We start from the raw sequence: 21,055 nt of genomic DNA, 5'->3' as shown, positions 1-21,055 counted from the left end.
AAAAACCAGCGGGGCTCTTTTTTTTACCCCCGGAAAGTGCCGGTCACTGACAAATAAAAAACTATAACAAGCAATAGTTTACAAGACAGACGAGGTTGAACTTGACGAAATCACTCACATTGTCCGATGTACTCGGATTGGGCTTCATGACCTTTGCGTTCTATCTGGGCGCAGGCAACATCATCTTCCCGCCCCTGGCCGGCTTCATGGCGGGTGAGCACCTCTCCCTGGCCATGCTGGGCTTCCTGGTCACCGCCGTGGGCCTGCCCCTCATCACCATCATCGCCGTCGCCAAGGCTGGCAACGGCTGGGCCGGCATGACCAAGCTGCTGCCGACCGGCGTGGCCACCGCACTGGCCGTCGCCATCTACATCATCATCGGCCCGGCCTTCGCCGCCCCCCGTACCGGCCTGGTGGCCTACGAGATGGGCCTCAAGCCCTTCCTTGGCGACATGGGACCATCCGGTCTGGCTGCCTACACAGTACTGTTCTTCGGCGTGGCCATCCTGGTCTCCCTGAACCAGGGCAAGCTGATGGATGCCATCGGCAAGTACCTGACCCCGCTGCTGATGCTGCTGCTGCTGACCCTGGCCATCGGTGTCTTCGTCGCACCGCAAGGAAGCATGCCTGCCGCATCCGGTGACTACCAAAGCACCCCCTTCGTGAAGGGCATTCTGGAAGGCTACAACACCATGGACACCCTGGCGTCCCTGATGTTCGGCGCCCTGATCGTCGACCTGCTGCGCCAGAAAGGCATCCATGACTACCAGAGCCAGTTCAAGTACCTGGCCATCGCTGGCATCATCTCCGCCATCGGTCTCTCCGTGGTCTATGTCTCCCTGTTCCAGCTGGGTAACACCGCTGCCGGCGTCGCCACCGACGTGAGCAACGGCGGTGCCATCGTCAACGCCTACGTGCTGAGCCTGTTCGGCCAACCGGGTCAGTTCATCCTGGCTGCCATCATCACCCTGGCCTGCTTCACCACGGCCGTCGGCCTCATCTCCGCCTGCTCCGACTTCTTCCACAACCTGACCGGCATGAGCTACAAGAAGCTGGTCGTGCTGCTGGGTGTCATCTGCGGCGTCGTGGCCAACGTGGGCCTGAGCCAGCTCATCAGCCTCTCCATTCCGGTGCTGGTCGCCATCTACCCGGTTGCCGTGGCGCTGGTGCTGGTCACCTTCCTGAAGGGTTACTTCGGTCGCCCCCGCCTGGTGTTCCGCTCCGTGCTGCTGGTCGCCTTCCTGTTCGGCTGCCTGGACGGCCTGGGCGCCGCCGGCATGAAGATGGATGCGTTCGCCTTCCTGCCGCTGTTTGACAAGGGCCTGGCCTGGTTGCTGCCGACCCTGCTGGCCTGTGGCCTCGGTGTCATGGTGCGTGGCAATGGCAAGCTGGCAGCAGAAGCAGCCTGATAACAGATCTTGACCAAATAAAGAGGCCAGCATTCGCTGGCCTCTTTTTTGTTGGTGCAATCTGGTTCATCCGTTGTGGAGAGCGCTCCTCAGAGTACGGTTGCTGGCTTGGGTTTGCCTGCAAGACCGTACCAGTGATGCTCAAACCGGCCCGCATGCCAGCGCAGGGTGCCCCAGGGCTGGTCAGCCTGCCAGCGCGGGAAGTGGATCTCCACGCGGTTGTCTTCGTACTTGTAGAGAGAGGTGCTGATCTCGATATCCGACAGGATAAGCAGCACCACCCCACCGATGACACTCCATTTCAGCATCTTCCACATGGCGATTACTCGAAGCAGATCTCGATGGTGGCACGGCCATACTCCGATTCGAACGGCATCATGATCTTGGCGCCGTCGGCCCGGTGAGTGATGGTGTGATTGGGACCGGAGACGATGACCGGGGTCGCCATGTCGAACTCATAGCCCTTCTCCCCCAGCATGCGTTTGGCGCCGCCCGTCACCATGTTGGTGATCTCGCCCACCATGTCGGTCACTTCCTCGTTGATGGTGGCCGGCGCCTCCCCCAGCATGCGGCGCATGATCTCCAGTGCCAGCCCCTTCTCGAAGCTGATGGAAAGGGAACCCCGGGTCTGCGGACCCACCATGCCAATCAGGCCGGAGACATCTCCCCGAGCCAGCTCGTCCGTCTTGCGCTTGGGCGCGCCCGGTTTGAGTTCCAGCTGTGCCATGGTGGAGAGCACGTTGAGCAGGGAGAGCAGGAACGGGTTTACAAAATCAGCCTTCATCTTGACTTCCTACGGTAGCGGAACAGCGGGCACATTGACCATGGGCTTCTATGGTCTTGTTGGTAATAGTAAAACCATGCTGATGAGCCTGCTCGGAAAAGGCGCCGTCGATGGCGGGATCGTGCAGCTCCACTACCTCACCGCAACGATCGCAGATCAGCAGTTGCATCGGGTGGGCATGGTCGAAGTGGCAGCAGAAGATGAAGGCGTTGAGCGACTCCACCTTGTGGGCAAAGCCCTGTTCGAGCAGGAAGTCGAGCGCCCGATAGACGGTAGGCGGTTTGGCATGAGCCTCGGTCTGCTGCAACTGGGCCAGCAAATCATAGGCACTAATGGCATTGCCGTGGGCGGCAAGCAGCCGGAGCACCTGGCGCCGTGTCGGGGTGAAACGGATCCCGCGCTGCTCGCAGAGGCGTTCCGCTCGTTGTAGAAGTTGGTCTTGATTCATGTTCACGCAGATACCCTGTCAATTAGCCGGATACTATCACAGGGCCCCCAGTGCGCGGCGACAAAATTCATTTTCTGGGGCTGTCTCACGTTGTGATAGAATCCCGCCCCTTGTTTGGCCAACCCGGATGATTTTTATGCAGGCGCAGCGCTTTTCCATCGCCCCCATGCTGGACTGGACCGATCGGCATTGCCGTTATTTCCACCGTCTGATGACCCGCCAGACCCTGCTCTATACCGAGATGGTGACCACGGGCGCCATCATCCACGGCAAGGGCGACTATCTGGGTTACAGCGAGCAGGAACACCCTCTCGCCCTGCAACTGGGTGGCAGCAACCCGGCAGACCTGGCCCGCTGCGCCAGGCTCGCCGAGGAGCGCGGGTATGACGAGGTCAACCTCAACGTCGGCTGCCCTTCCGATCGGGTGCAAAACGGCCGCTTCGGCGCCTGCCTCATGGGCGAACCCGCGCTGGTGGCTGATTGCGTCAAGGCGATGCGCGACGTAGTCGACATTCCGGTCACCGTGAAGACCCGTATCGGCATCGACGAGCAAGACTCCTACGAGTTCTTGCAGGCCTTCATCGAGCAGGTAAGGGACGCCGGTTGCGATACCTTCATCGTCCATGCCCGCAAGGCCTGGCTGAGCGGCCTGAGTCCGAAAGAGAACCGCGAGATCCCGCCCCTCGATTATCCTCGCGTCTACCGGGTCAAGCAGGATTACCCGGATCTGACCATTGCCATCAACGGCGGGGTGACCAGTCTGGAGCAGACTCTTGAACATCTGCAGCACCTCGACGGGGTCATGATGGGCCGCGAAGCCTACCAGAACCCCTACATTCTGGCCCAGGTGGACAATCTGGTGTTCGGCGAGAACCGTGCCGTGCCGAGCCGCCACGAGGTGGTGCGGATGATGCTGCCTTACATCGAACAAGAGCTGGCCAAGGGCAACTACCTCTCCCACATGACCCGCCACATGCTGGGGTTGTTCCAGAACATGCAGGGCGCGCGCGCCTGGCGTCGCCATCTGAGCGAGAATGCCTGCAAGCCGGGGGCCGACATTCAAGTGGTGCTGGACGCCATGGCCAAGGTGCCGGAGTTCGCGCCGGCCGACGCGGTGGAGTGATCATGTACCGCTTCACCGGATCCTGGCTGCACAAGGCCCTAGTGCGTCTGTGCGCCGGCCTGCTCACCATTCTCGGCATCAAGCTCAGCGCCTTCTATTTCATCGGGCTGCTGATCGTGCTGGGGCTGCACCGGGACCAACTCCTGGGCTGAACGCCACCTCTCCCGAACAAGAAAAAGCCGGCGCCCCTGCGCCGGCTTTTTTGTCACCACGGAGGCGACCCGACAGTCTGGCTTACTCCTCCTGAACCATGAACTGGAGTTCAGGGGGAGAAGAGGTCAGCACATCGGCGCAGTAATCCCAGGTCGAGATGCGGTAGTGCTGCAAATCTTCATCCAGGTGCAGCCCATCGGATTCCTGATGGAACCAGCTGGCGAAACGGGACGGGGTGATGAGCTGGATCTGCTCTTCGATGACGTGGCTGTCACGCCCCTCCGCCAGATCGCAATCCTCCATCACCCGCACCGCGAAGATGTGGCGAAAACTCACCCGGCACAGGGGCAACGGAGGCAGATCGATGCTGCGAGCACGCCCGAGCATGACGGTCAGGGTGTCGCTCCAGATATCCTGATGCAGTTCGGCCACGACCAGGCCGGGAGGGAGTTGACGAGAGGGAGCCCAGGGGACGGCTACCTGCCGAATGGCATTTTTCTGTTCCATATCCACCTCGCTACAGCGCATGCCATATCCTGAGTGTATCTGAAACAAATCTTGACGAAGATGGCAAGAAAAAACCCGGCACAAGCCGGGTTTCATTTGATTACAAGACGATCTTATTTGACAGCGTCTTTCAGCGCCTTGCCAGCCACGAAGGACGGCACATTGGCGGCTGCAATCTGGATCTCTTTACCGGTTTGCGGGTTGCGACCGGTACGGCCCGCGCGATGGTTGACCTTGAAGGTACCAAAACCCACCAACTGAACGGCATCGCCCTCTTTCAGGCTCTGGGTAATACCATTGATGATCTCTTCCAGAGCGACTTTGGCCTGAGCTTTGCTCAGGTCTGCTTTGGCGGCAATTGCATCGACAAGTTGAGCTTTGTTCATAACATTTCCTTTATGATCGGGCATTTAGCACCGGGCCACTCTATTCAAAAAAAAACACTCAGGCAAAGGCTTTATCAGCCGGATTGGCTTGAATGCTGGGGTTTTCATCAAGATCTGCGGAAATAGTCACATATATCGCCCCCTTGTCCCCTGGATGGGCGACAGGATGCGAAGTACCGGTGGGGAGAGGCATGCAAATCCCCGCCTGATGTAACAATATCCCTACACTCCTATTGACGGTCAACTGGATTTTCCCTAGTTATAGGAGTGTCGTCAGTCGATGAGAATGACCGAAGGCATGCGACCCGAGAGCCGCATGCCATGCCCATGGAGGGACTATGTTAACTGAACTGGAAAAAACCAAGCGCGCACTGGCAGGCAAGCACAGAGCAATAGATGACTGGCTGGATGCCAGACAGGCGTTGCTGGTCGAGTACATGCGACTGGCAGGCCTCATGCCCGCCAAGTGCAAGCAACGCACCCTCCCAGGCCATGTAGAACTGCAACGTTTTTGCGAACAACTGGTCGACTACGTCAGCGCAGGCCATTTCGAGATCTACAACCACGTCGTCACCGCCTTTGAGCAAGCCAGCGGCGACAAACTGGAGCTGGCCAAGCGCATCTACCCCCATATCCGTGCCTGTACCGAATTCGCGCTGGAGTTCAACGACAAGTACAGCAACGCCGACGAAGCCCAGTTGCTACAACTGGACGAGGATCTGAACCAACTCGGCCCCGTGCTGGAAGACAGGTTCAAACAGGAGGATCGGCTGGTCAAGGCGCTGCAGGTGGTGGAATCCCTCAGCCATCAGCAGGTCTGATATTCAATATCGGAGCCAGTTCAATATCCTGGCGTGCCAGCTGGATTACACTCTGCAACATGAAGAATGAGCATCTTGCTCGCACGCAGACCGGAGACGACCATGGCCGAGCGCCGCCACTTTACTCGGATTTTCTATTTGACCGCCGCCAAGCTCACCCAGGGTGAACACCAGTGGCGCACCCAGCTGGTCGATGTCTCCCTGCAGGGAGCCCTGCTGCTCAGACCCGAGGATTGGGTCGCCAGCGAGGACAAGGAGTACGAAATCTGCTTCGTGCTCGGGGGCAGCGACATCGAGATCAAGATGCAGGTCGAGCTGACCCACGAAGCCAGCAAGAAGCTGGGGTTTTACTGCCACCACATCGACATCGACAGCGCCACTCACCTCAAGCGGATGATCGAGCTGAACATCGGAGAGGAGCAACTGCTCCATCGCGAGCTGGAGCAGTTGCTGCAAGAGCACCGAGACCACGTCCCCCCCGAATCCTGAGCGGGCGGGCAGAAAAAAAAGGAGCGTCCATACGCTCCTTTTTCATGGTCGGTTACAGGGCCTCGAGGGCATCGGAGAGTTTCTTCACCGGCACCACCTCCATCCCCTCGATGGGATGTTTGGGCGCATTGGCATGTGGGACGATGGCTCGGCGGAAACCGTGCTTGGCCGCCTCCTGCAGTCGCTCCTGACCCGAGGGCACGGGCCGTATCTCGCCGGAGAGTCCCACCTCGCCAAAGACCACCAGATCCTTGGGCAGGGCCTGATCCCGGAAGCTCGACACCATGGCCAGCAGCAGCGCCAGATCCGCGCTGGTCTCCTCGACTTTGACGCCACCCACCACGTTGATGAACACATCCTGATCCGCCATCTGCAACCCGCCGTGACGATGCAGCACCGCCAGCAGCATGGCGAGACGGTTGTGGTCCATCCCCACCGCCACCCGGCGCGGATTGGAGAGCTGGGAGTAATCCACCAGCGCCTGCAACTCCACCAGCAGGGGGCGCGTGCCTTCCCAGATCACCATGACGATGGAGCCCGGAGCCTGCTCCTCCCCGCGACTGAGGAAAATCGCGGAAGGGTTGCTCACCTCCTTCATTCCCTGCCCGGTCATGGCGAAGACCCCCAGTTCGTTAACCGCACCGAAGCGGTTCTTGTGGGATCGCAGGGTGCGAAAACGCGAGTCGTGCCCGCCATCCAGCAGCACGGAGCAGTCGATGCAGTGCTCCAGCACCTTGGGGCCCGCCAGGGTGCCGTCCTTGGTGACGTGGCCCACCATGAAGATGGCCACATGATTCTGCTTGGCATAGCGTGTCAGCAGCGCCGCCGACTCCCGCACCTGGGAGACGGAACCCGGCGCGGACTGCACATCCGCCACGTGCATCACCTGGATGGAGTCGATGACCATGATCTGAGGCTGCTCCTGCTGGGCGATGAGACAGATCTGCTCGACGCTGGTCTCGGACAACATGCGCAGCTTGTCCGTGGGCAGACCCAGCCGACCGGCCCGCATCGCCACCTGTTGCAGTGACTCCTCACCGGTCACATAGAGGGTCTTCATGCGCTGCGCCAGGCCGCACATGGTCTGCAGCAACAGGGTCGACTTGCCGGCCCCGGGGTTGCCGCCGATAAGAATGGCCGAACCGGGGACCACGCCGCCACCGAGTACGCGGTCCAGCTCCTTGAAGCCCGAGCTGAAACGGGGGATCTCCGTGGTGGCGATCTCCGCCAGGGTCTGCACCTGGCTGCCGACGGAGCCCGCATAACCGGTATAGCGAGCACTCTTGCCGGGTGTCGTCACCCCCAGTCGCACCTCGGTGATGGTGTTCCACTCCTTGCACTCGCTGCACTGACCTTGCCAGCGGGTGAAGTCGGCTCCACATTCGGAACAAACATAGGCGGTTTTGTTTTTGGCCATGGATAACTCGGGGACAGGATGAATTCCTGCTTGATATACTTGTTTGCGACCGGCAGATCAAACCCAGAATCGGAAAAGTGACTTTCCGCGGCAGGAATACATGGATTCAGAACAACCACTACATCTGATAGAACAACTTGTCCCCCTGCTCCGGGAAAAGGACTTCGACGAAATCTTCAACCGTCTGACCCAGAACGAAAATACCAACAGCCGGTTCCTGCTGAAGATGGAACTCAAGCGCAAGTGCACCCCCTGCCGGCGCGTCATCGACATGCGCAACGAGCTGGGCGCCCTCTGTCAGGTGCATGAGTTCGACGGGGTGACGCACTTCATGCCCGCCGAGGCCATCGAGCTGTTTCAATCCCAGTGCTACCTCTACCGGGACAGCTACACCCTGGGGGTCTACGAGGCGCTGCAAGCCTGGTACAAACTCAACCAAGGGCGCAGCGACAATCTGGCGCTGCCCATCAGCCCGTTTCGTCCGTTCGATGTCAGCGCCATCCCCTTCGCCAGCCATTACGGGCGGCAGGAAGAGCGCATGCACTTCAGCTCTCCCATGGTGCTCCAGCTCGCCAACGGCGAGAAGATCCTCGCCAAGAGCTCCGACATCTCCCTCGGCGGCATCCGGGTATCCGTGCCCTATCTGCCCGACTACCAGACAGGCGACCTGATAGCCGTCTTCTTCACCGGACTGGAACGCGATCATCCCCATCCCCTGCTGCGTGACCCGGTCAGCTACCAGATCCTGGGGGAGGAGAGAAAAGAGGACAAATTCTGGCTCAGGCTGCTCAAGAACGGCGAGCATCCGGTGTTTGACGAGTTCCTGCGCGACTTCATCGAGCGCAACCGCAGCCGCTATCGCGTCAGCGTCGACTACCTGCTCTCCGCCGCCGTCATCAAGGGGTATGAGCAGTTCTATCTGCCGCGCATGACCGGCATGCCCCTCTATTTCGGCAAGGGCAGCATCCCCGCCCTCGAGATCGCCCTGCGCACCGAGAACAACCAGCACATTCTCGAATACTGGCGCGATGCCAAGAACCGCGACATGCTCGCCAGCCTCTTCACCGCTGCCCGCATGCCCTCGTTGCTCCCGGGCAAGGAGGGGCTGCGCGAGACGCTGATCTACAGCTTTACCCATGCGGTACGCAGCCACCTCTACTTCTTCTCCGCGACCCGGGAGGAGCTGGAACAGAGCGGACTGACCGCGCTCTTCTTCCAGATCGGCGCCCGCCGCCCCAGCTGGCGGGTATACAAGTTCAGCATGGAAGCCTGCACCCTGCGGGAGGCCGACCTCGACAACCCCCAGGGCGGGGCGAGCCCGTTGCAGGACAGGCTGCTGCGCGAGCGCCTGGCCCAGCTCGGATACGTAGGCATGCTGCAGGAGATAAACCTGGACAACCAGCGCGACGAGTTCCAGCGAGAGACGGGTCAGGATCCGCTCAACGCCAACGCCTTGCAGCGCTTTGGCCATGACATCCATGCCGCCCCCTTCGAGATAGAGACGCTGCACTATGTGCAACTGCGCAAGGAGGCGCGCTACATGCACAAGACGGCCATCGTCTTGCATCACAAGGAGCGATCCTGGGTCGGCTGGACCCGAGACATCTCGGCCCACGGTATGCAAATCGAGCTGGAGGAGCCGTTCGACGGGGAGAAGGGAGACATCATCACGGTGGCTCTGCCCCGTTTGCAGGAGCTCGCCAGAAACATGGACCTGCAACGCCTGCCCTATCGGCTGGTCAGCCTCAACCTGAGCAGAACCGTGCTGCATCTGTGCATCGAGGGGACGGCTGAGCGCCATACCGGCCACCAGTTCTTCAGCCTGCTTATCGAAAGCAACCAGAACAAGCTCAAGACCACCCGGGAGTTCAATCGCTATCGCGGCATGGCCAGGGCGCTGCGCAACCTCTACACCCACCACCTGTTCAACACCCCCGTCTATGTGAACAAGCTCAAGGCCGCCCCGAAACTGGCCGCGGCCGGCCTCTCGCCACAGCCACGCAGCCTTTCCCGTCTGCTGCGCATCTGTGCCGAGCAGGATCAGCAGTTGAACCTGTATCCCCTGTTCCAGGGGGCACTGCTCAAGGCCCTGCTGCTCAATCCCCTGCGCGCCATCGAGCGGGAAGACAAGCCGGAAGAGGAGGAGGTCTACATCGCCGCCCTCCACTCCCAGGGGGGAACCCCCCTGTTTCGCAGCCACATGGCCAGCAGCTTCAGCTCACCGGATCAAAAGCGCCGTTTCATCGAGCTGGCCCGGCAACAGGGCGAGTTCTATTCGGTACTGGTGGGTATTTCGCGCACCGGCCGCCCGGACACCAGCTTCATCGCGGGTGAACTGGACTACATCGCCAAGTTCGCCATTCACAAGGCCAAGAAGCTGGAAGAGGAGCTCTGGAGTGTCGTGGGCGTGGGTGAACTGACCGATACCACCGAGGCGACCCTGTTCCGCCTTGGCATACCATCCGGGCCCCGCTAGCCAGCAGGGCCGGGAGACAACAAAAAACGGGCACGCAAGTGCCCGTTTTTTGTCTATCAGGCAGCCTGGGGGTTACGCAGCCAGGCGAGGATGTCGGGGAAGTGATCCTCCTGTGCCTGGGGGGCCGTCAGCATGTTGATGTGGTCGTAATCGAGGCGGTTGCCGTTGTCCCGCCCAAGGCGGGTGTGGCGGGCGGCCGAGCCCATCTCGTCGCTGAAGCGGCGCACGTCGACGGGGTGGCCAAGTACCTTGTCCGCCTTGGCGGAGATCATCCAGAGCGGGGGCCAGTTGACCCGGCTCGCCGCCTCGTCATAGGCGAAGCCGTCAAAGGGGTCCAACCAGGGCCCGCACTTGACCCAGGGGATGGTCTCCTGCAAGTAGCGCAGGGGCTCATCATCGGCCCCTATCTTCAACCGGCGGGCGGCCAGAAACCCCTGGCGGCGCGCCAGCCAGGGGGCAAGCCGGTTCCAGATCAGATCCACCTTCAACCAGCGCTCCGGGTTCTGCACCGAGACCCCCCGCTTGGTGCCGAAGAACACCAGGCTGGCAACCTGCTCCGCCAGCTCGGGGAAGCGCACCAGGGTCGAGGCCATGATGACGCCGCCCCAGGAGTGGGCCATCCAGTGCACCCGGGCACCGGCATGGCGGGTCGATACCCAGCGCTGCAGGGCGGGCAGATCCTCGGTGATCAGCTCATGCTGACCGTGGCCGGCCCGCTCGGCGATGGTCGGTGTGCTCAGACCCCGACCACGCAGATCCGCCACATAGACCTGATACCCGTGGCGAGCCAGAAAGCAGGCCAGCCCCTTGCCCGATTCGGTGTAGAAGATGCGGCCGTTCTCGATGGCCCCGTGCACCATCAGGATGGGGTCGGCATGCACCGCGACACCGGGCTGGATATGGCGCACATGGAGTCGATGCTCACCGCAGGGGACAAACAGGGATTGCTGTAACAGTTCCATCTCGTGATCGGCTCCTCCTTGAGCGGGATCAGCACCAGCGTCGGTCGCGACAAGCCAGGGCGCCGAGCAGGCAGAGCACCCCTTCCAGATCGTGGTGATTGAGGGTCGCCGCCGCCTGGGCACGAACCAGGGGTTTGGCATGAATGGCAATGCCAAGCCCCGCCACCCCCATCATCTTGAGATCGTTGGCACCATCGCCGACCGCGACCGTCTGGGATGCAACCACCCCGTACTCCGAGGCCAGCTGTTGCAGTGCCTCGGCCTTGGCGGCGGCATCGACGATGGGGCCGCTCACCTTGCCGGTCAGCAAGCCCCCTTCCACCGCCAGCTCGTTGGCGAAAATGGCATCCAGACCCAGGGCACGCTGCAACTCGCCGGCAAAACGGGTGAAGCCACCGGAGGCGATCGCCACCTTCCAGCCAGCCTGCCTGAGGGTATCGACCATGAGTGGCAGGCCCGGCATCCAGGGCATGTCGGCCGCCACCTCGTCGAGGATGGTGACCGGCGCCCCTTCCAGCAGCGCCACCCGGGCACGCAGACTGTCGGCAAACTCCAGCTTGCCCTGCATGGCTGCCGCGGTAACGGCCGCCACCTGCTCACCGACCCCGGCCAGCCGCGCGATTTCGTCGATGCACTCTATCCTGATCGCGGTGGAATCCATGTCCATCACCAGCAGACCGGGCTCACTCAGGGTGGGCAGGGCAGCCAGATGACACAGGTCGATGTCCCACTCCTGGGCTTTGAGCGCCTGCACCAGCTCGGGGGAGAAACGGTTGGTGCCAAGCAGCAGCAGCGGAATACCGGCCTGCTCCCCTGCGGGATAGAGGCTGGCCTCCAGCCCCAGGGCATCCAGCTGCTGGGCCAGGCGGGCCAGATGACCGGCCTCCAGCCCCTTGCCAAACAGGACAATCCAGGCGCTGTCGTGGGCGTTGGCCGCGGGCAGCAAGGCTTCGTTGGTGAGCTGCCAGCAGGGGGCACAGCTCAGGGCCCCGGACCAGTCGTGCAGGGAGCGGGGAAGTTGGGACAACAACATAAGAGAGACGCCTTCCTTGGAAATCATGGGGTTCATCATGCGGGCCCAGAGTAGCGTATTGCTTTTTGTACAGGCAAGCGCCAAGATCCCGCCTGCGGTGCGGGCAGACATGGAAACAGACCACCCTGTTTCCCGCTTCGCGGCACCGGGGCACCAGCCAGCCCCGCTCATCCATTACCAGAGGCCCGGTTCTGTGCGTCATCTTCCCATCAAACGTGTTGTCAGTCTGGCGGCGGGAGTCCTGCTCGGTCTCTGGGTGCTGGTGCTGCTCATCCACATGCAGGGAGAGAGCCAGGCCGCCCTGCACGCGGCGGCACGGGACAGGGCACAGGCGCTGGTCGCCTATGCCGCCCGGGACATGCGCCGCTGGATCAAGGAGGACAAGGAGAGCGAGCTGGAGAGACTGGCGCAGGATCTGGCCGCCGAGCCTGACATTCTGGATGTCACCCTCTACGACGCCCGCGGTATTCCCCTCGCCCAGTCGGACAACGCCCTGCCGCTGGACAGCCTGCTGCCCATCGGCAGCGACAACAAATCCCTGCCGGAGCAGGGCAAGGGGCGCATCCAGTTTGTCCAGGAGATCCAGGACGGAAACCTGACCCTGGGCTATCTGAGGATCACCCTGGAAGAGCAGAAACTGCTGGCCGCACAAGATACCCATCTCAAGGTCAACCAGGAGAAACAGCGCCTGATGTTGCTGGTGATGCTGCTGGCCGGCCTGCTCATCTCCTACGGGGTGCGTCGCAACTACATGCGGGTGCGCAAGCACAAGAAACAGAGCAAACCCGCCGCTCCGCAATAAGCGGGAGTGGATCACATCCTCCGGCTTGTATATAACACTGGCAAGATCACTGGCAGGAGAGCCACATGATTGCCCCCCCCTTGCCGCTGGATGAACACAGTCGACTGGAACGACTGCGCATCCTCGGCCTGCTCGACCACGAGCCCATCGATCAGCTGGATCGCCTCACCCGGCTCATCACCCGGCATTTCGCACTCCCCATCGCCATGGTCTCCCTGACCGACGTGAACAGGCAGTGGTTTCTCGCCCGCACCGGGGTCGATATGTGCGAGATCAACCGGGAGCACTCCTTCTGCGGTCATGCCATTTTGCGCCCCGACATCATGCAGGTACCGGATGCCAGACGGGATCTCCGCTTTGCCGACAATCCGCTGGTGACCGATGATCCCGGCGTGGTCTTCTACGCCGGTCGGCCCCTGCGGGCGCTGGATGGCGTGGTGCTCGGCACCCTCTGCCTGGTGGACCATGTGCCGCGCCATCTCGACGAAGATGCCTGCCGGGATCTCGACGACTTCGGCCGCCTGGTGGAGAACACCCTGCACGATCTGGAGCGGCGCCACCAGGTGCGTACCCTCAACCAGGTGCTGGAAGACAAGGAGCATCTCTTCACCCTGACCTTCAACCAGTCGTCGGTGGGCATGGCCCTCTCCTCCCTCGAGGGGAAATGGCTGAGAGCCAACCCGGGGCTGGAGCGGCTGCTCGGTTACAGCGAGCACGAGATGCTGAGCAGGACCTGGCTCGCCATGACCCATCCCGAAGATCTGCAGCGGGAGCAGCCCCTGTTCGATGCCCTGATCGCGGGGCAACGGCAGGATTACCGGCTGGAGAAGCGGATGATCCGGGCCGATGGCACCCAGTGCTGGGTCCAGCTCAGCGTGACCCTCTGCCAGAGCCGCACCATGGTCCCCCACATGATCGCCGTGTTTGCCGACCTCACCGAGCGCAAACAGGCCGAAGCCGAACTCGTGCGGCTGCAGCAAGGGCTCGAGCAGCAGGTGCAGTCACGGACCAGTGAGCTCTCCCGCACGGTGGAACAGCTGCATCAGGAGATGCGCGAGCGCGGCGCCATGCAGCAGCAGCTGTGGCAGGAGCAGCGCCGCTTGCAGCACATGCTGGAGCACACCAGCAATGCCTTCCTCGAGCTCGATGCCGATTTCATCATCACAGGCTGGAACCCGGCCTCCACCACCCTGCTCGGCTGGCACGCCGACGAGATGCTGGGCCGTCCCCTCTTCGGGCTGCTCGGCGCCGATCACCCCCTGCTGAGCCTGTCAGGCAACCCGCAGAGTCCGCCACGGCGGCTGGAGTGCGACATCATCACCCGCGCAGGCCGGCACATCCCGGTCGAGGTGATCGCCGAGCGTTACCAGTTCGACGGCAAGGTGCGCCTCGCCCTCTTCCTGCACGACATCTCCGCCCGCCGCCAGGTGTTCGCGGAGATCGAGCGTGGCCGTGCCCGACTGCGGGCCATCACCGATGGCCTGCCGGTCACCATCAGCATGGTGTCGCCCGAGGGGCGTTACTTGTTCGCCAACCAGGCCTATTGCCGCTACTTCGGGCTCGATACCGAACAGATGCGGGAAATGAGCGTGCGGGACGTCATCGGCGAGGAGGCCCACGGCAGGGCCATGGCCTATGTGGCAAAGGCCCTCGCCGGTGAACAGGTGAGTTTCGAGCGCCGCTTCGATCTGCCCATAGGTCAGCGTGACCTCAGGATCACCATGATCCCGAGCCGGGGCGACGAGCCCGGGGTCTACATCCTCGGCAGCGACATCACCGAGTTCAAGGCGCTGCAAAGCCAGCTGGAACACGAGGCGGCTCACGACCCCCTCACCGGCCTGCCCAACCGGCGCGCCTTCACCCTGCGCCTCTCCCGGGAGCTGGAGCGGGTGCGCCAGAATGCCGAACCCCTGGGCCTGCTGTTCCTCGATCTCGACGGCTTCAAGGGGATCAACGACAGGCTGGGCCACCATGTCGGCGATGCCCTGTTGCAACGCTTCGCCCAGGTGCTGAGTGCCGAGGTGCGCCCGGGGGACATGGTGGCGCGCCTGGCCGGCGACGAGTTCACCATCATACTGCCTGCCCTGCGCCAACCCGCGCAGGAGCTGCCTGCCCTGTGCGAGCGGCTGCTGGCGGCCATGGCGGTTCCTGGAGACGTGGCCGGTCATCGGCTGCCCCTTGCCGGCAGCATAGGGGGCGCCCTCTGCCACTCGGGCCAGTATTGTCACATCGACGATCTGCTGCACCGGGCCGATGCCGCCATGTACCAGGCCAAACAGGCGGGCAAGGGGCGCTTCGCCCTCGATCTCAGCACGGCATAAGGGACTGTCAGCCCCCCAAAGCAACGGGGAAGCCTCATGCCTCCCCGTTTCTTGACCCACTCCCAGTTCCCCGCAGCTTGGCAGATCGGGAGTCAACGCCCCTCTCACCTGCTGGCTTTCAATCCGAAACGATCTCCCAGGAGCCGTCAGGCTTCTGGCAAGCGGTACCGAAGGCATCCTCCTTCTTGCCCCCCACCGTGATGGTCTGCTGGAATTCGCGGCAGTAGCGGCCACTGCTGCTGGTCCCTTCCCGCACCGCAGTCACCGAGCCGGAGGCGTCACCATTACTCCAGGTGACGGGATCGTTCAGGGGTGCCGTGGTCGCCTTGACCTGGGCAGCCTCGTGCTCCCGCTGCTGCTCCTCATTGATGTTGTCGAGGAGCTTCAGGGTAATGGCGGTGAAGGCCAGCCACTTCCAGGCATCGTTGTCGTCGTAATAACTGCCATAGCCCCCATACCAGTGGCCATAGGGACGAACCACCACCACGTCGTGATAGACACGGCGCCGATTCGGTGGCACGACGATATTGTTGTGGTGATTGTCGATGACCAGGTTGTTGCCCCTGATGTCACGACTATTGTCGATGTGGCGGTTGTCCAGCTGATGGTTGCCCTCGACATGGCGATCCTGTATCTGACGCTGGTTGACATGAACCGGCCGGGTCGCCTTGTCCCGCGCCCTCACATTGCCCCACCCCTCGTTGAATTTTACCGACTCCCGATTGGCCTGACGGGGCACGGCCCTGTGCTGCACCGCGTGGGGCTGGGATACCCGCTGCGGCGCCGACCTGTGCTGGGGCATGTGCTGGCCCCTGCCCTCCAGCGCCAGCGCCTCCTGCCAGAGCGTCGGGACTATCAACATCATGGCAAGCAGCAGCGGAGGCAGGATATATATTCGTTTCATGGTGTTAGCCTCATGAGGAGTTGCCCGAAAGTATAGACAGCGCAACTCGCCAGCTGAGTTTTCCATCCCGATGAGGCATAAAAAAACGGCGACCCCTGGGTCGCCGTTTTTGCGTGGAGCCGAAGCCTGGGATCAGTCACCCAGCAGGACGGAGTCCAGCGCGATTTCGATCATGTCGTTGAAGGTCAGCTGACGCTCTTCGGAGGTGGTCTGCTCACCAGTACGGATATGGTCGGAGACGGTGCAGATGGTCAGCGCCTTGGCACCGTACTCGGCGGCCACGCCATAGATACCGGCGGCTTCCATCTCGACACCCAGGATGCCGTATTTTTCCATGACGTCGAACATGGAGGGGTCGGGGGTGTAGAACAGATCGGCGGAGAAGATATTGCCCACGCGCACGGCCACACCCTTGTTCTTGGCGGCCTGAACGGCATTGGCCACCAGGTCGAAGTCGGCGATGGCGGCGAAGTCGTGGTCCTTGAAGCGCAGACGGTTCACTTTGGAGTCGGTGCAGGCACCCATGCCGATCACCACGTCACGCAGTTTCACGTCTTCACGCACGGCGCCGCAGGAGCCCACGCGGATCAGGGTCTTCACGCCGTAGTCGGTGATCAGCTCTTTTGCGTAGATGGAGCAGGACGGGATGCCCATGCCGTGACCCATGACGGAGATGCGACGACCCTTGTAGGTGCCGGTGAAACCGAACATGTTGCGCACGTCGCACACCTGCTCGACGTTCTCCAGGAAGGTTTCGGCGATGTACTTGGCACGCAGGGGGTCGCCCGGCATCAGCACGGTATCAGCAAAGGCGCCATCTTTCGCATTGATATGAGGAGTTGCCATTCTCTTTATTCCTTCACACTAGGTTGAGTTTTATTGTCTTTATGGATTGTCCGCTGCCTGCGCGGCGGCGGTACATTAAAGGAAACCGGGGCCCTGTGGCACCCCGGGCAGGCGAACCGGCCCGGGGTCACCATCACAGGAAGCTGGTACCGTATTGCAGCTTGGGCAGGCCGTGGTAGGCCGCGATGCTCTGGCCGATGTCGGCGAAGGTCTCGCGACGACCGACGGAGCCCGCCTTGACCGGCTTGCCGTAGAACAGTACCGGAATGTATTCGCGGGTGTGGTCGGTACCGCTCCAGGTCGGGTCACAGCCGTGGTCGGCGGTCAGCACCACCACGTCGCCATCCTGCAGCAGGTCGAACAGCTCCGGCAGGCGGGAGTCGAAGTACTCCAGCGCATCGGCGTAGCCCTTCACGTCGCGACGGTGACCGTAGGAGGAGTCGAAGTCGACGAAGTTGGTGAAGACGATGGTCTGATCACCGGCCGCTTTGACCTCTTCCAGAGTCCTGTCCCACAGCTCGGTCAGACCGGTCCCCTTCACCTGCTTGGTGATGCCCTGCTGGGCATAGATGTCGGCGATCTTGCCGATGGAGACCACCTGGCCACCCGCTTCCTTCATGTAGTCCAGCACGGTCGGCGCCGGCGGCAGCACGGAGTAGTCGTGGCGGTTGCCGGTGCGCTTGAAGTTGCCCTTGCCGCTGCCCACGAACGGACGCGCGATGACGCGGCCGATGTTGTAGGGCTCCAGCAGCTCGCGCACGATGTGGCACAGCTCATAGAGCTTCTCGAGGCCATAGGTCTCTTCGTGGCAGGCGATCTGGAACACGGAGTCGGCAGAGGTGTAGAGGATCGGCTTGCCGGTGCGCATGTGCTCTTCGCCCAGATCGTCCAGCACCTGAGTACCGGAGGCGTGGCAGTTGCCCAGATACCCGGGCAGACCGGCCTTCTCGACGATGGCATCCAGCAGCTCCTGCGGGAAGCTGTTGTGATGGTCGTGGAAATAACCCCACTCGAACAAGACGGGCACGCCGGCAATCTCCCAGTGACCGGACGGGGTGTCCTTGCCGGAGGAGAGCTCCTGGGCAAAGCCGTAGGCGCCGACCACTTCGATGTCCTTGTTCAGTCCGGCCGGGAAGGTGCCGCTGGCGAGTTCGCCCGCGTGGCCCAGACCCAGCTTGCTGAGGTTTGGCAGGTTGAGAGCGCCACGGCCCTCGATCTCACCGGCGGCGCACGCCTTGGCGATATGGCCAAGGGTATTGGCACCCACGTCGCCGAACTTGTCGGCATCGGCGGCAGCACCAATACCGAAAGAGTCCATCATCAGAATAAAGGTACGTTTCATGGGACTTCCCCTTGTTACAAATCAGCCAGACCGATGCGACGGTAAACCTCGGGCAGCGCCTCTGGTCGGGTGTCGCCGATCTTCACGGCAGCCTGCACCATGCGGGCAGCCTCGGCAAATTGAGCTTCTGTCTGAGCGTGGATCAGGGCGAGCGGCTTGTCAGCATCGACGCTCTGACCCAGGCGGATAAAGTCGGTCAGACCGACGGCATAATCGAGTTTGTCGGCGGCGGCGCGGCGACCGCCCCCCATGGCGACCACCGCCAGGCCTAGTTCACGGGTATCCATCGCGGTGACGAATCCGCTGTGGGCCGCGTAGACGGGGCGCACGATGGCGGCTTTGGGCAGGTAGTCGTCGTAGCGCTCCATGAAGTCGGCGGGACCGCCGAGGCCGGTCACCATGCGCCCGAAGATCTCGGCTGCCTTGCCGTTGTCCAGCACCGCCTGCAGCTTGGTGCGGGCATCGCCGTCATCGCTGGCAAGACCGGCGGAGATCAGCATCTCGGCGCACAGGGCCATGGTCACTTCGTGGATGCGCGGGTTGCAATACTCACCGGTCAGGTAGCGCACCGCTTCGCGCACTTCCACGGCGTTGCCGGCGCTGGAGGCCAGCACCTGGTTCATGTCGGTCAGGAGTGCTGAAGTACGGCAGCCGGCACCGTTGGCCACGGCGACGATGCTCTTGGCCAGCTCTTCAGAGGCTTCAAAGGTCGGCATGAAGGCGCCGGAGCCCACCTTCACATCCATCACCAGGGCTTCGAGACCGGAGGCAAGCTTCTTGGAGAGGATGGAGCCGGTGATCATGGCAATGGACTCGACGGTGGCGGTGATATCCCGTACTGCATAGATACGCTTGTCCGCCGGGGCGAGATCGCCGGTCTGGCCGATGATGGCGACACCCGCCTCTTTCACCACTTTCAGGAAGCGGTCGTTGTCGACCGAGGTCTGGTAGCCTGGGATGGCATCCAGCTTGTCGAGGGTACCGCCGGTGTGGCCGAGACCCCGGCCGGAGATCATCGGCACGAAACCGCCGCACGCAGCGACCATGGGGCCAAGCATCAGGGAGACGACGTCACCCACACCGCCGGTGGAGTGCTTGTCGACGATGGGGCCGCCCAGGTTGAGGTGGTCCCAGGTCAATACCATGCCGGAGTCGCGCATGGCGCAGGTCAGGGCGACCCGCTCATCCATGGTCATGTCCTTGAAGTAGACCGCCATGGCCAGGGCCGCAATCTGCCCCTCGCCGATGGTGTTGTTGGTTATGCCCTGGACGAAGAATTGAATCTCTTGGGTACTGAGCGCTTCACCGTTGCGCTTCTTGCGAATAATTTCTTGAGGCAAAAACATCTTTCATTCCCTCCGTGCGCCGTGCACGAACACAGACCGAACCAGATCCGGAAGGGGGCAGCGCACCGCCCCCTGCCACCGCTTAGTAACCGCTGGTATTGGCAGGCTTGTCGCCATGCCCCAGGGTCGCCAGCAGGCTGGCCAGCAGGCTGGAGGCGCCGAAGCGGAAGGTGCGGGCGGATACCCAGTCCTTGCCCAGGATCTCTTCGGCCATGGCCAGGTACTGACCCGCCACGGCGGCGTCTTTCACGCCACCGGCCGGCTTGAAGCCCACTTTCGGGTTCTTGGCCTTGATCACTTCCATCATGATGCGGGCCGCTTCAGGGGTCGCGTTCACCGGCACCTTGCCGGTGGAGGTCTTGATGAAATCGGCACCGGCGTCGATGGAGATCTCGGAGGCGCGACGGATCAGCGCCTCTTCCTTCAACTCGCCGGTCTCGATGATCACTTTCAGCAGTACCTTGGCGCCGCAGGCTTCCTTACATGCTTTGACCAGATCGAAGCCGACCTGTTCATTGCCGGCCATGAAGGCGCGGTACGGGAAGACCACGTCCACCTCGTCGGCACCGTAGGCCACGGCGGCACGGGTCTCGGCCACGGCGATCTCGATGTCGTCGTTGCCGTGGGGGAAGTTGGTCACGGTCGCGATGCGCACGTCGGCTGCGCCGATGTCACGCAGGGTCTTGCGCGCGATGGGGATGAAACGGGGGTAGATGCAGACGGCGGCGGTCAGGCCGGCCGGAGACTTGGCCTTGTGGCACAGGTCGATCACCTTCTGATCGGTGTCGTCATCGTTCAGGGTGGTCAGGTCCATCAGGTTCAGGGCGCGTTGGGCGGCCACTTTCAGATCAGTCATGCTATGTCTCCAAAGTCTTGTTAAGCCCCATCACCCGCGATCGGCTTCACCGAACACCAAGGGTCGGCAGAGACGTTCCCGGAGCAACGGGATATGGAATTGCAGCGCAAATGCACAGGCAATACGGCTGCAAATAAGGCAAGAGCCCTGTCACTTTCTTACAAAAGTGCGGACTTGGTTCCATGAAGACTTGAGAAAGGCCGACTACGCAGACCCGACTTCCCAATCAATTCCATTTGACCGCCAACACCCGGATTAACCGGGCATTAGTCAATGCCAGCACCCTGCTGGCATCGCCTATTTCAGCCGAGATACCCCGTGTTTGCAAGCCGGATTTGCCAATTTCAGAGGTACCTCACACCCGGCAAATCCAGCGCTGGAAGGCGCTTAAGAGAAGAAGCGGGTCAGGATCCAGGAGTAGGCAATGCCCCCCAGATAGACCCCCACGATCCCCATGACGCCGGAGAGGACGGGCGGCGCCGGTATCGGCAACTTGAGGAAAGAAAACAACACCCCAACGATAAAGCCGGCCGCCATTGCCAGTAGCACTTCATTCATAGAACCTCCGATTTGACTCACTTTATTATTAGTCTTGACAGGAAAACGGTTGTCACCACCCCAAACGAGAAC

Annotated in this window: 22 protein-coding genes; 8 read left to right on the top strand and 14 right to left on the bottom strand. The window is 62.0% G+C overall.

Annotated elements, in window-relative coordinates:
- Positions 1 to 101: 101 nt before the first annotated feature.
- Complete coding sequence (gene brnQ / locus C2U47_RS13000; protein WP_039040015.1) at positions 102 to 1,409, top strand: branched-chain amino acid transport system II carrier protein; 1,308 nt, start codon at positions 102 to 104, stop codon at positions 1,407 to 1,409.
- An 89-nt stretch (positions 1,410 to 1,498) separates the two neighbouring features.
- On the opposite strand, the gene C2U47_RS12995 is transcribed toward brnQ, so the two are convergent.
- Genes C2U47_RS12995 through zur form a run of 3 tightly spaced genes read right to left on the bottom strand, consistent with a single transcriptional unit; the run spans position 1,499 to position 2,641 of the window.
- A complete protein-coding gene (locus C2U47_RS12995) occupies positions 1,499 to 1,726 on the bottom strand; it encodes a hypothetical protein (protein WP_069784315.1) in 228 nt (75 codons plus the stop codon).
- A 5-nt stretch (positions 1,727 to 1,731) separates the two neighbouring features.
- Entirely contained in the window at positions 1,732 to 2,193 is a 462-nt protein-coding gene (locus C2U47_RS12990) for a chemotaxis protein CheX (RefSeq protein WP_010673043.1), read from the bottom strand.
- Positions 2,183 to 2,641, bottom strand: a complete 459-nt coding sequence (zur, locus tag C2U47_RS12985; protein ID WP_010673042.1) for a zinc uptake transcriptional repressor Zur — start codon at positions 2,639 to 2,641, stop codon at positions 2,183 to 2,185. Before zur ends, C2U47_RS12990 begins: the two co-directional genes overlap by 11 nt.
- Positions 2,642 to 2,777: 136 nt before the next feature.
- Between zur and dusA the strand changes: the two genes are divergently transcribed.
- Together dusA and C2U47_RS12975 are read left to right on the top strand one after the other, a co-directional pair.
- The gene (gene dusA / locus C2U47_RS12980; protein WP_010673041.1) at positions 2,778 to 3,764 is read left to right on the top strand and encodes a tRNA dihydrouridine(20/20a) synthase DusA; all 987 of its coding nucleotides are present in this window, start codon (positions 2,778 to 2,780) and stop codon (positions 3,762 to 3,764) included.
- Between the two features lie 2 nt (positions 3,765 to 3,766).
- Positions 3,767 to 3,916, top strand: a complete 150-nt coding sequence (locus tag C2U47_RS12975; RefSeq protein WP_010673040.1) for a hypothetical protein — start codon at positions 3,767 to 3,769, stop codon at positions 3,914 to 3,916.
- An 82-nt stretch (positions 3,917 to 3,998) separates the two neighbouring features.
- Here the strand turns inward: C2U47_RS12975 and C2U47_RS12970 are convergent, their stop codons facing one another.
- Positions 3,999 to 4,424 carry a hypothetical protein gene (locus C2U47_RS12970; protein WP_029313758.1) on the bottom strand — a complete coding sequence of 142 codons (426 nt, stop codon included), beginning with the start codon at positions 4,422 to 4,424 and terminating at the stop codon, positions 3,999 to 4,001.
- Between the two features lie 113 nt (positions 4,425 to 4,537).
- Positions 4,538 to 4,810, bottom strand: coding sequence for a nucleoid-associated protein HU-alpha (hupA, locus tag C2U47_RS12965; protein WP_005305063.1), 273 nt, complete (start codon positions 4,808 to 4,810; stop codon positions 4,538 to 4,540).
- A 338-nt stretch (positions 4,811 to 5,148) separates the two neighbouring features.
- Between hupA and C2U47_RS12960 the strand changes: the two genes are divergently transcribed.
- Together C2U47_RS12960 and C2U47_RS12955 are read left to right on the top strand one after the other, a co-directional pair.
- On the top strand, positions 5,149 to 5,631 hold the full coding sequence (locus C2U47_RS12960) for an Rsd/AlgQ family anti-sigma factor (RefSeq protein ID WP_029313757.1): 483 nt from the start codon (positions 5,149 to 5,151) through the stop codon (positions 5,629 to 5,631).
- Between the two features lie 102 nt (positions 5,632 to 5,733).
- Complete coding sequence (locus C2U47_RS12955) at positions 5,734 to 6,120, top strand: PilZ domain-containing protein (protein WP_029313755.1); 387 nt, start codon at positions 5,734 to 5,736, stop codon at positions 6,118 to 6,120.
- A gap of 52 nt (positions 6,121 to 6,172) precedes the next feature.
- Here the strand turns inward: C2U47_RS12955 and radA are convergent, their stop codons facing one another.
- Positions 6,173 to 7,537, bottom strand: a complete 1,365-nt coding sequence (gene radA, locus C2U47_RS12950; protein WP_069785006.1) for a DNA repair protein RadA — start codon at positions 7,535 to 7,537, stop codon at positions 6,173 to 6,175.
- Positions 7,538 to 7,637: 100 nt separating this feature from the next.
- On the opposite strand from radA, the gene C2U47_RS12945 reads away from it, so the two are divergent.
- On the top strand, positions 7,638 to 10,013 hold the full coding sequence (locus C2U47_RS12945) for a PilZ domain-containing protein (RefSeq protein WP_069785007.1): 2,376 nt from the start codon (positions 7,638 to 7,640) through the stop codon (positions 10,011 to 10,013).
- Positions 10,014 to 10,069: 56 nt separating this feature from the next.
- On the opposite strand, the gene C2U47_RS12940 is transcribed toward C2U47_RS12945, so the two are convergent.
- Entirely contained in the window at positions 10,070 to 10,975 is a 906-nt protein-coding gene (locus tag C2U47_RS12940) for an alpha/beta hydrolase family protein (RefSeq protein WP_048209037.1), read from the bottom strand.
- A 28-nt stretch (positions 10,976 to 11,003) separates the two neighbouring features.
- A complete protein-coding gene (serB, locus tag C2U47_RS12935; protein ID WP_103261675.1) occupies positions 11,004 to 12,008 on the bottom strand; it encodes a phosphoserine phosphatase SerB in 1,005 nt (334 codons plus the stop codon).
- 193 nt (positions 12,009 to 12,201) lie between these two features.
- Between serB and C2U47_RS12930 the strand changes: the two genes are divergently transcribed.
- Entirely contained in the window at positions 12,202 to 12,810 is a 609-nt protein-coding gene (locus C2U47_RS12930; protein WP_010673032.1) for an AhpA/YtjB family protein, read from the top strand.
- Between the two features lie 65 nt (positions 12,811 to 12,875).
- The gene (locus C2U47_RS12925; RefSeq protein WP_103261674.1) at positions 12,876 to 15,131 is read left to right on the top strand and encodes a sensor domain-containing diguanylate cyclase; all 2,256 of its coding nucleotides are present in this window, start codon (positions 12,876 to 12,878) and stop codon (positions 15,129 to 15,131) included.
- A 118-nt stretch (positions 15,132 to 15,249) separates the two neighbouring features.
- Here C2U47_RS12925 and C2U47_RS12920 read toward each other — a convergent pair whose 3' ends face one another.
- From C2U47_RS12920 to C2U47_RS12895, 6 genes are all read right to left on the bottom strand, one after another.
- Positions 15,250 to 16,035 (bottom strand): RT0821/Lpp0805 family surface protein, encoded by a 786-nt coding sequence (locus C2U47_RS12920; protein ID WP_232091556.1) that lies wholly within the window; start codon positions 16,033 to 16,035, stop codon positions 15,250 to 15,252.
- A gap of 132 nt (positions 16,036 to 16,167) precedes the next feature.
- Positions 16,168 to 16,881 (bottom strand): purine-nucleoside phosphorylase, encoded by a 714-nt coding sequence (deoD, locus tag C2U47_RS12915; RefSeq protein WP_039039949.1) that lies wholly within the window; start codon positions 16,879 to 16,881, stop codon positions 16,168 to 16,170.
- 133 nt (positions 16,882 to 17,014) lie between these two features.
- A complete protein-coding gene (locus C2U47_RS12910) occupies positions 17,015 to 18,223 on the bottom strand; it encodes a phosphopentomutase (RefSeq protein ID WP_010673030.1) in 1,209 nt (402 codons plus the stop codon).
- A gap of 14 nt (positions 18,224 to 18,237) precedes the next feature.
- On the bottom strand, positions 18,238 to 19,569 hold the full coding sequence (gene deoA, locus C2U47_RS12905) for a thymidine phosphorylase (RefSeq protein ID WP_069785010.1): 1,332 nt from the start codon (positions 19,567 to 19,569) through the stop codon (positions 18,238 to 18,240).
- An 82-nt stretch (positions 19,570 to 19,651) separates the two neighbouring features.
- Complete coding sequence (gene deoC, locus C2U47_RS12900; protein WP_039039946.1) at positions 19,652 to 20,425, bottom strand: deoxyribose-phosphate aldolase; 774 nt, start codon at positions 20,423 to 20,425, stop codon at positions 19,652 to 19,654.
- A 387-nt stretch (positions 20,426 to 20,812) separates the two neighbouring features.
- Positions 20,813 to 20,983, bottom strand: a complete 171-nt coding sequence (locus C2U47_RS12895; protein ID WP_010673027.1) for a XapX domain-containing protein — start codon at positions 20,981 to 20,983, stop codon at positions 20,813 to 20,815.
- Positions 20,984 to 21,055: the final 72 nt, after the last annotated feature.

The organism is Aeromonas sp. ASNIH7, from assembly GCF_002903485.1.
Classification (GTDB): Bacteria; Pseudomonadota; Gammaproteobacteria; order Enterobacterales; family Aeromonadaceae; genus Aeromonas; species Aeromonas caviae.
The sequence above is the reverse complement of the archived record's forward strand: the minus strand, read 5'-3'. Positions and strand labels throughout refer to the sequence as shown.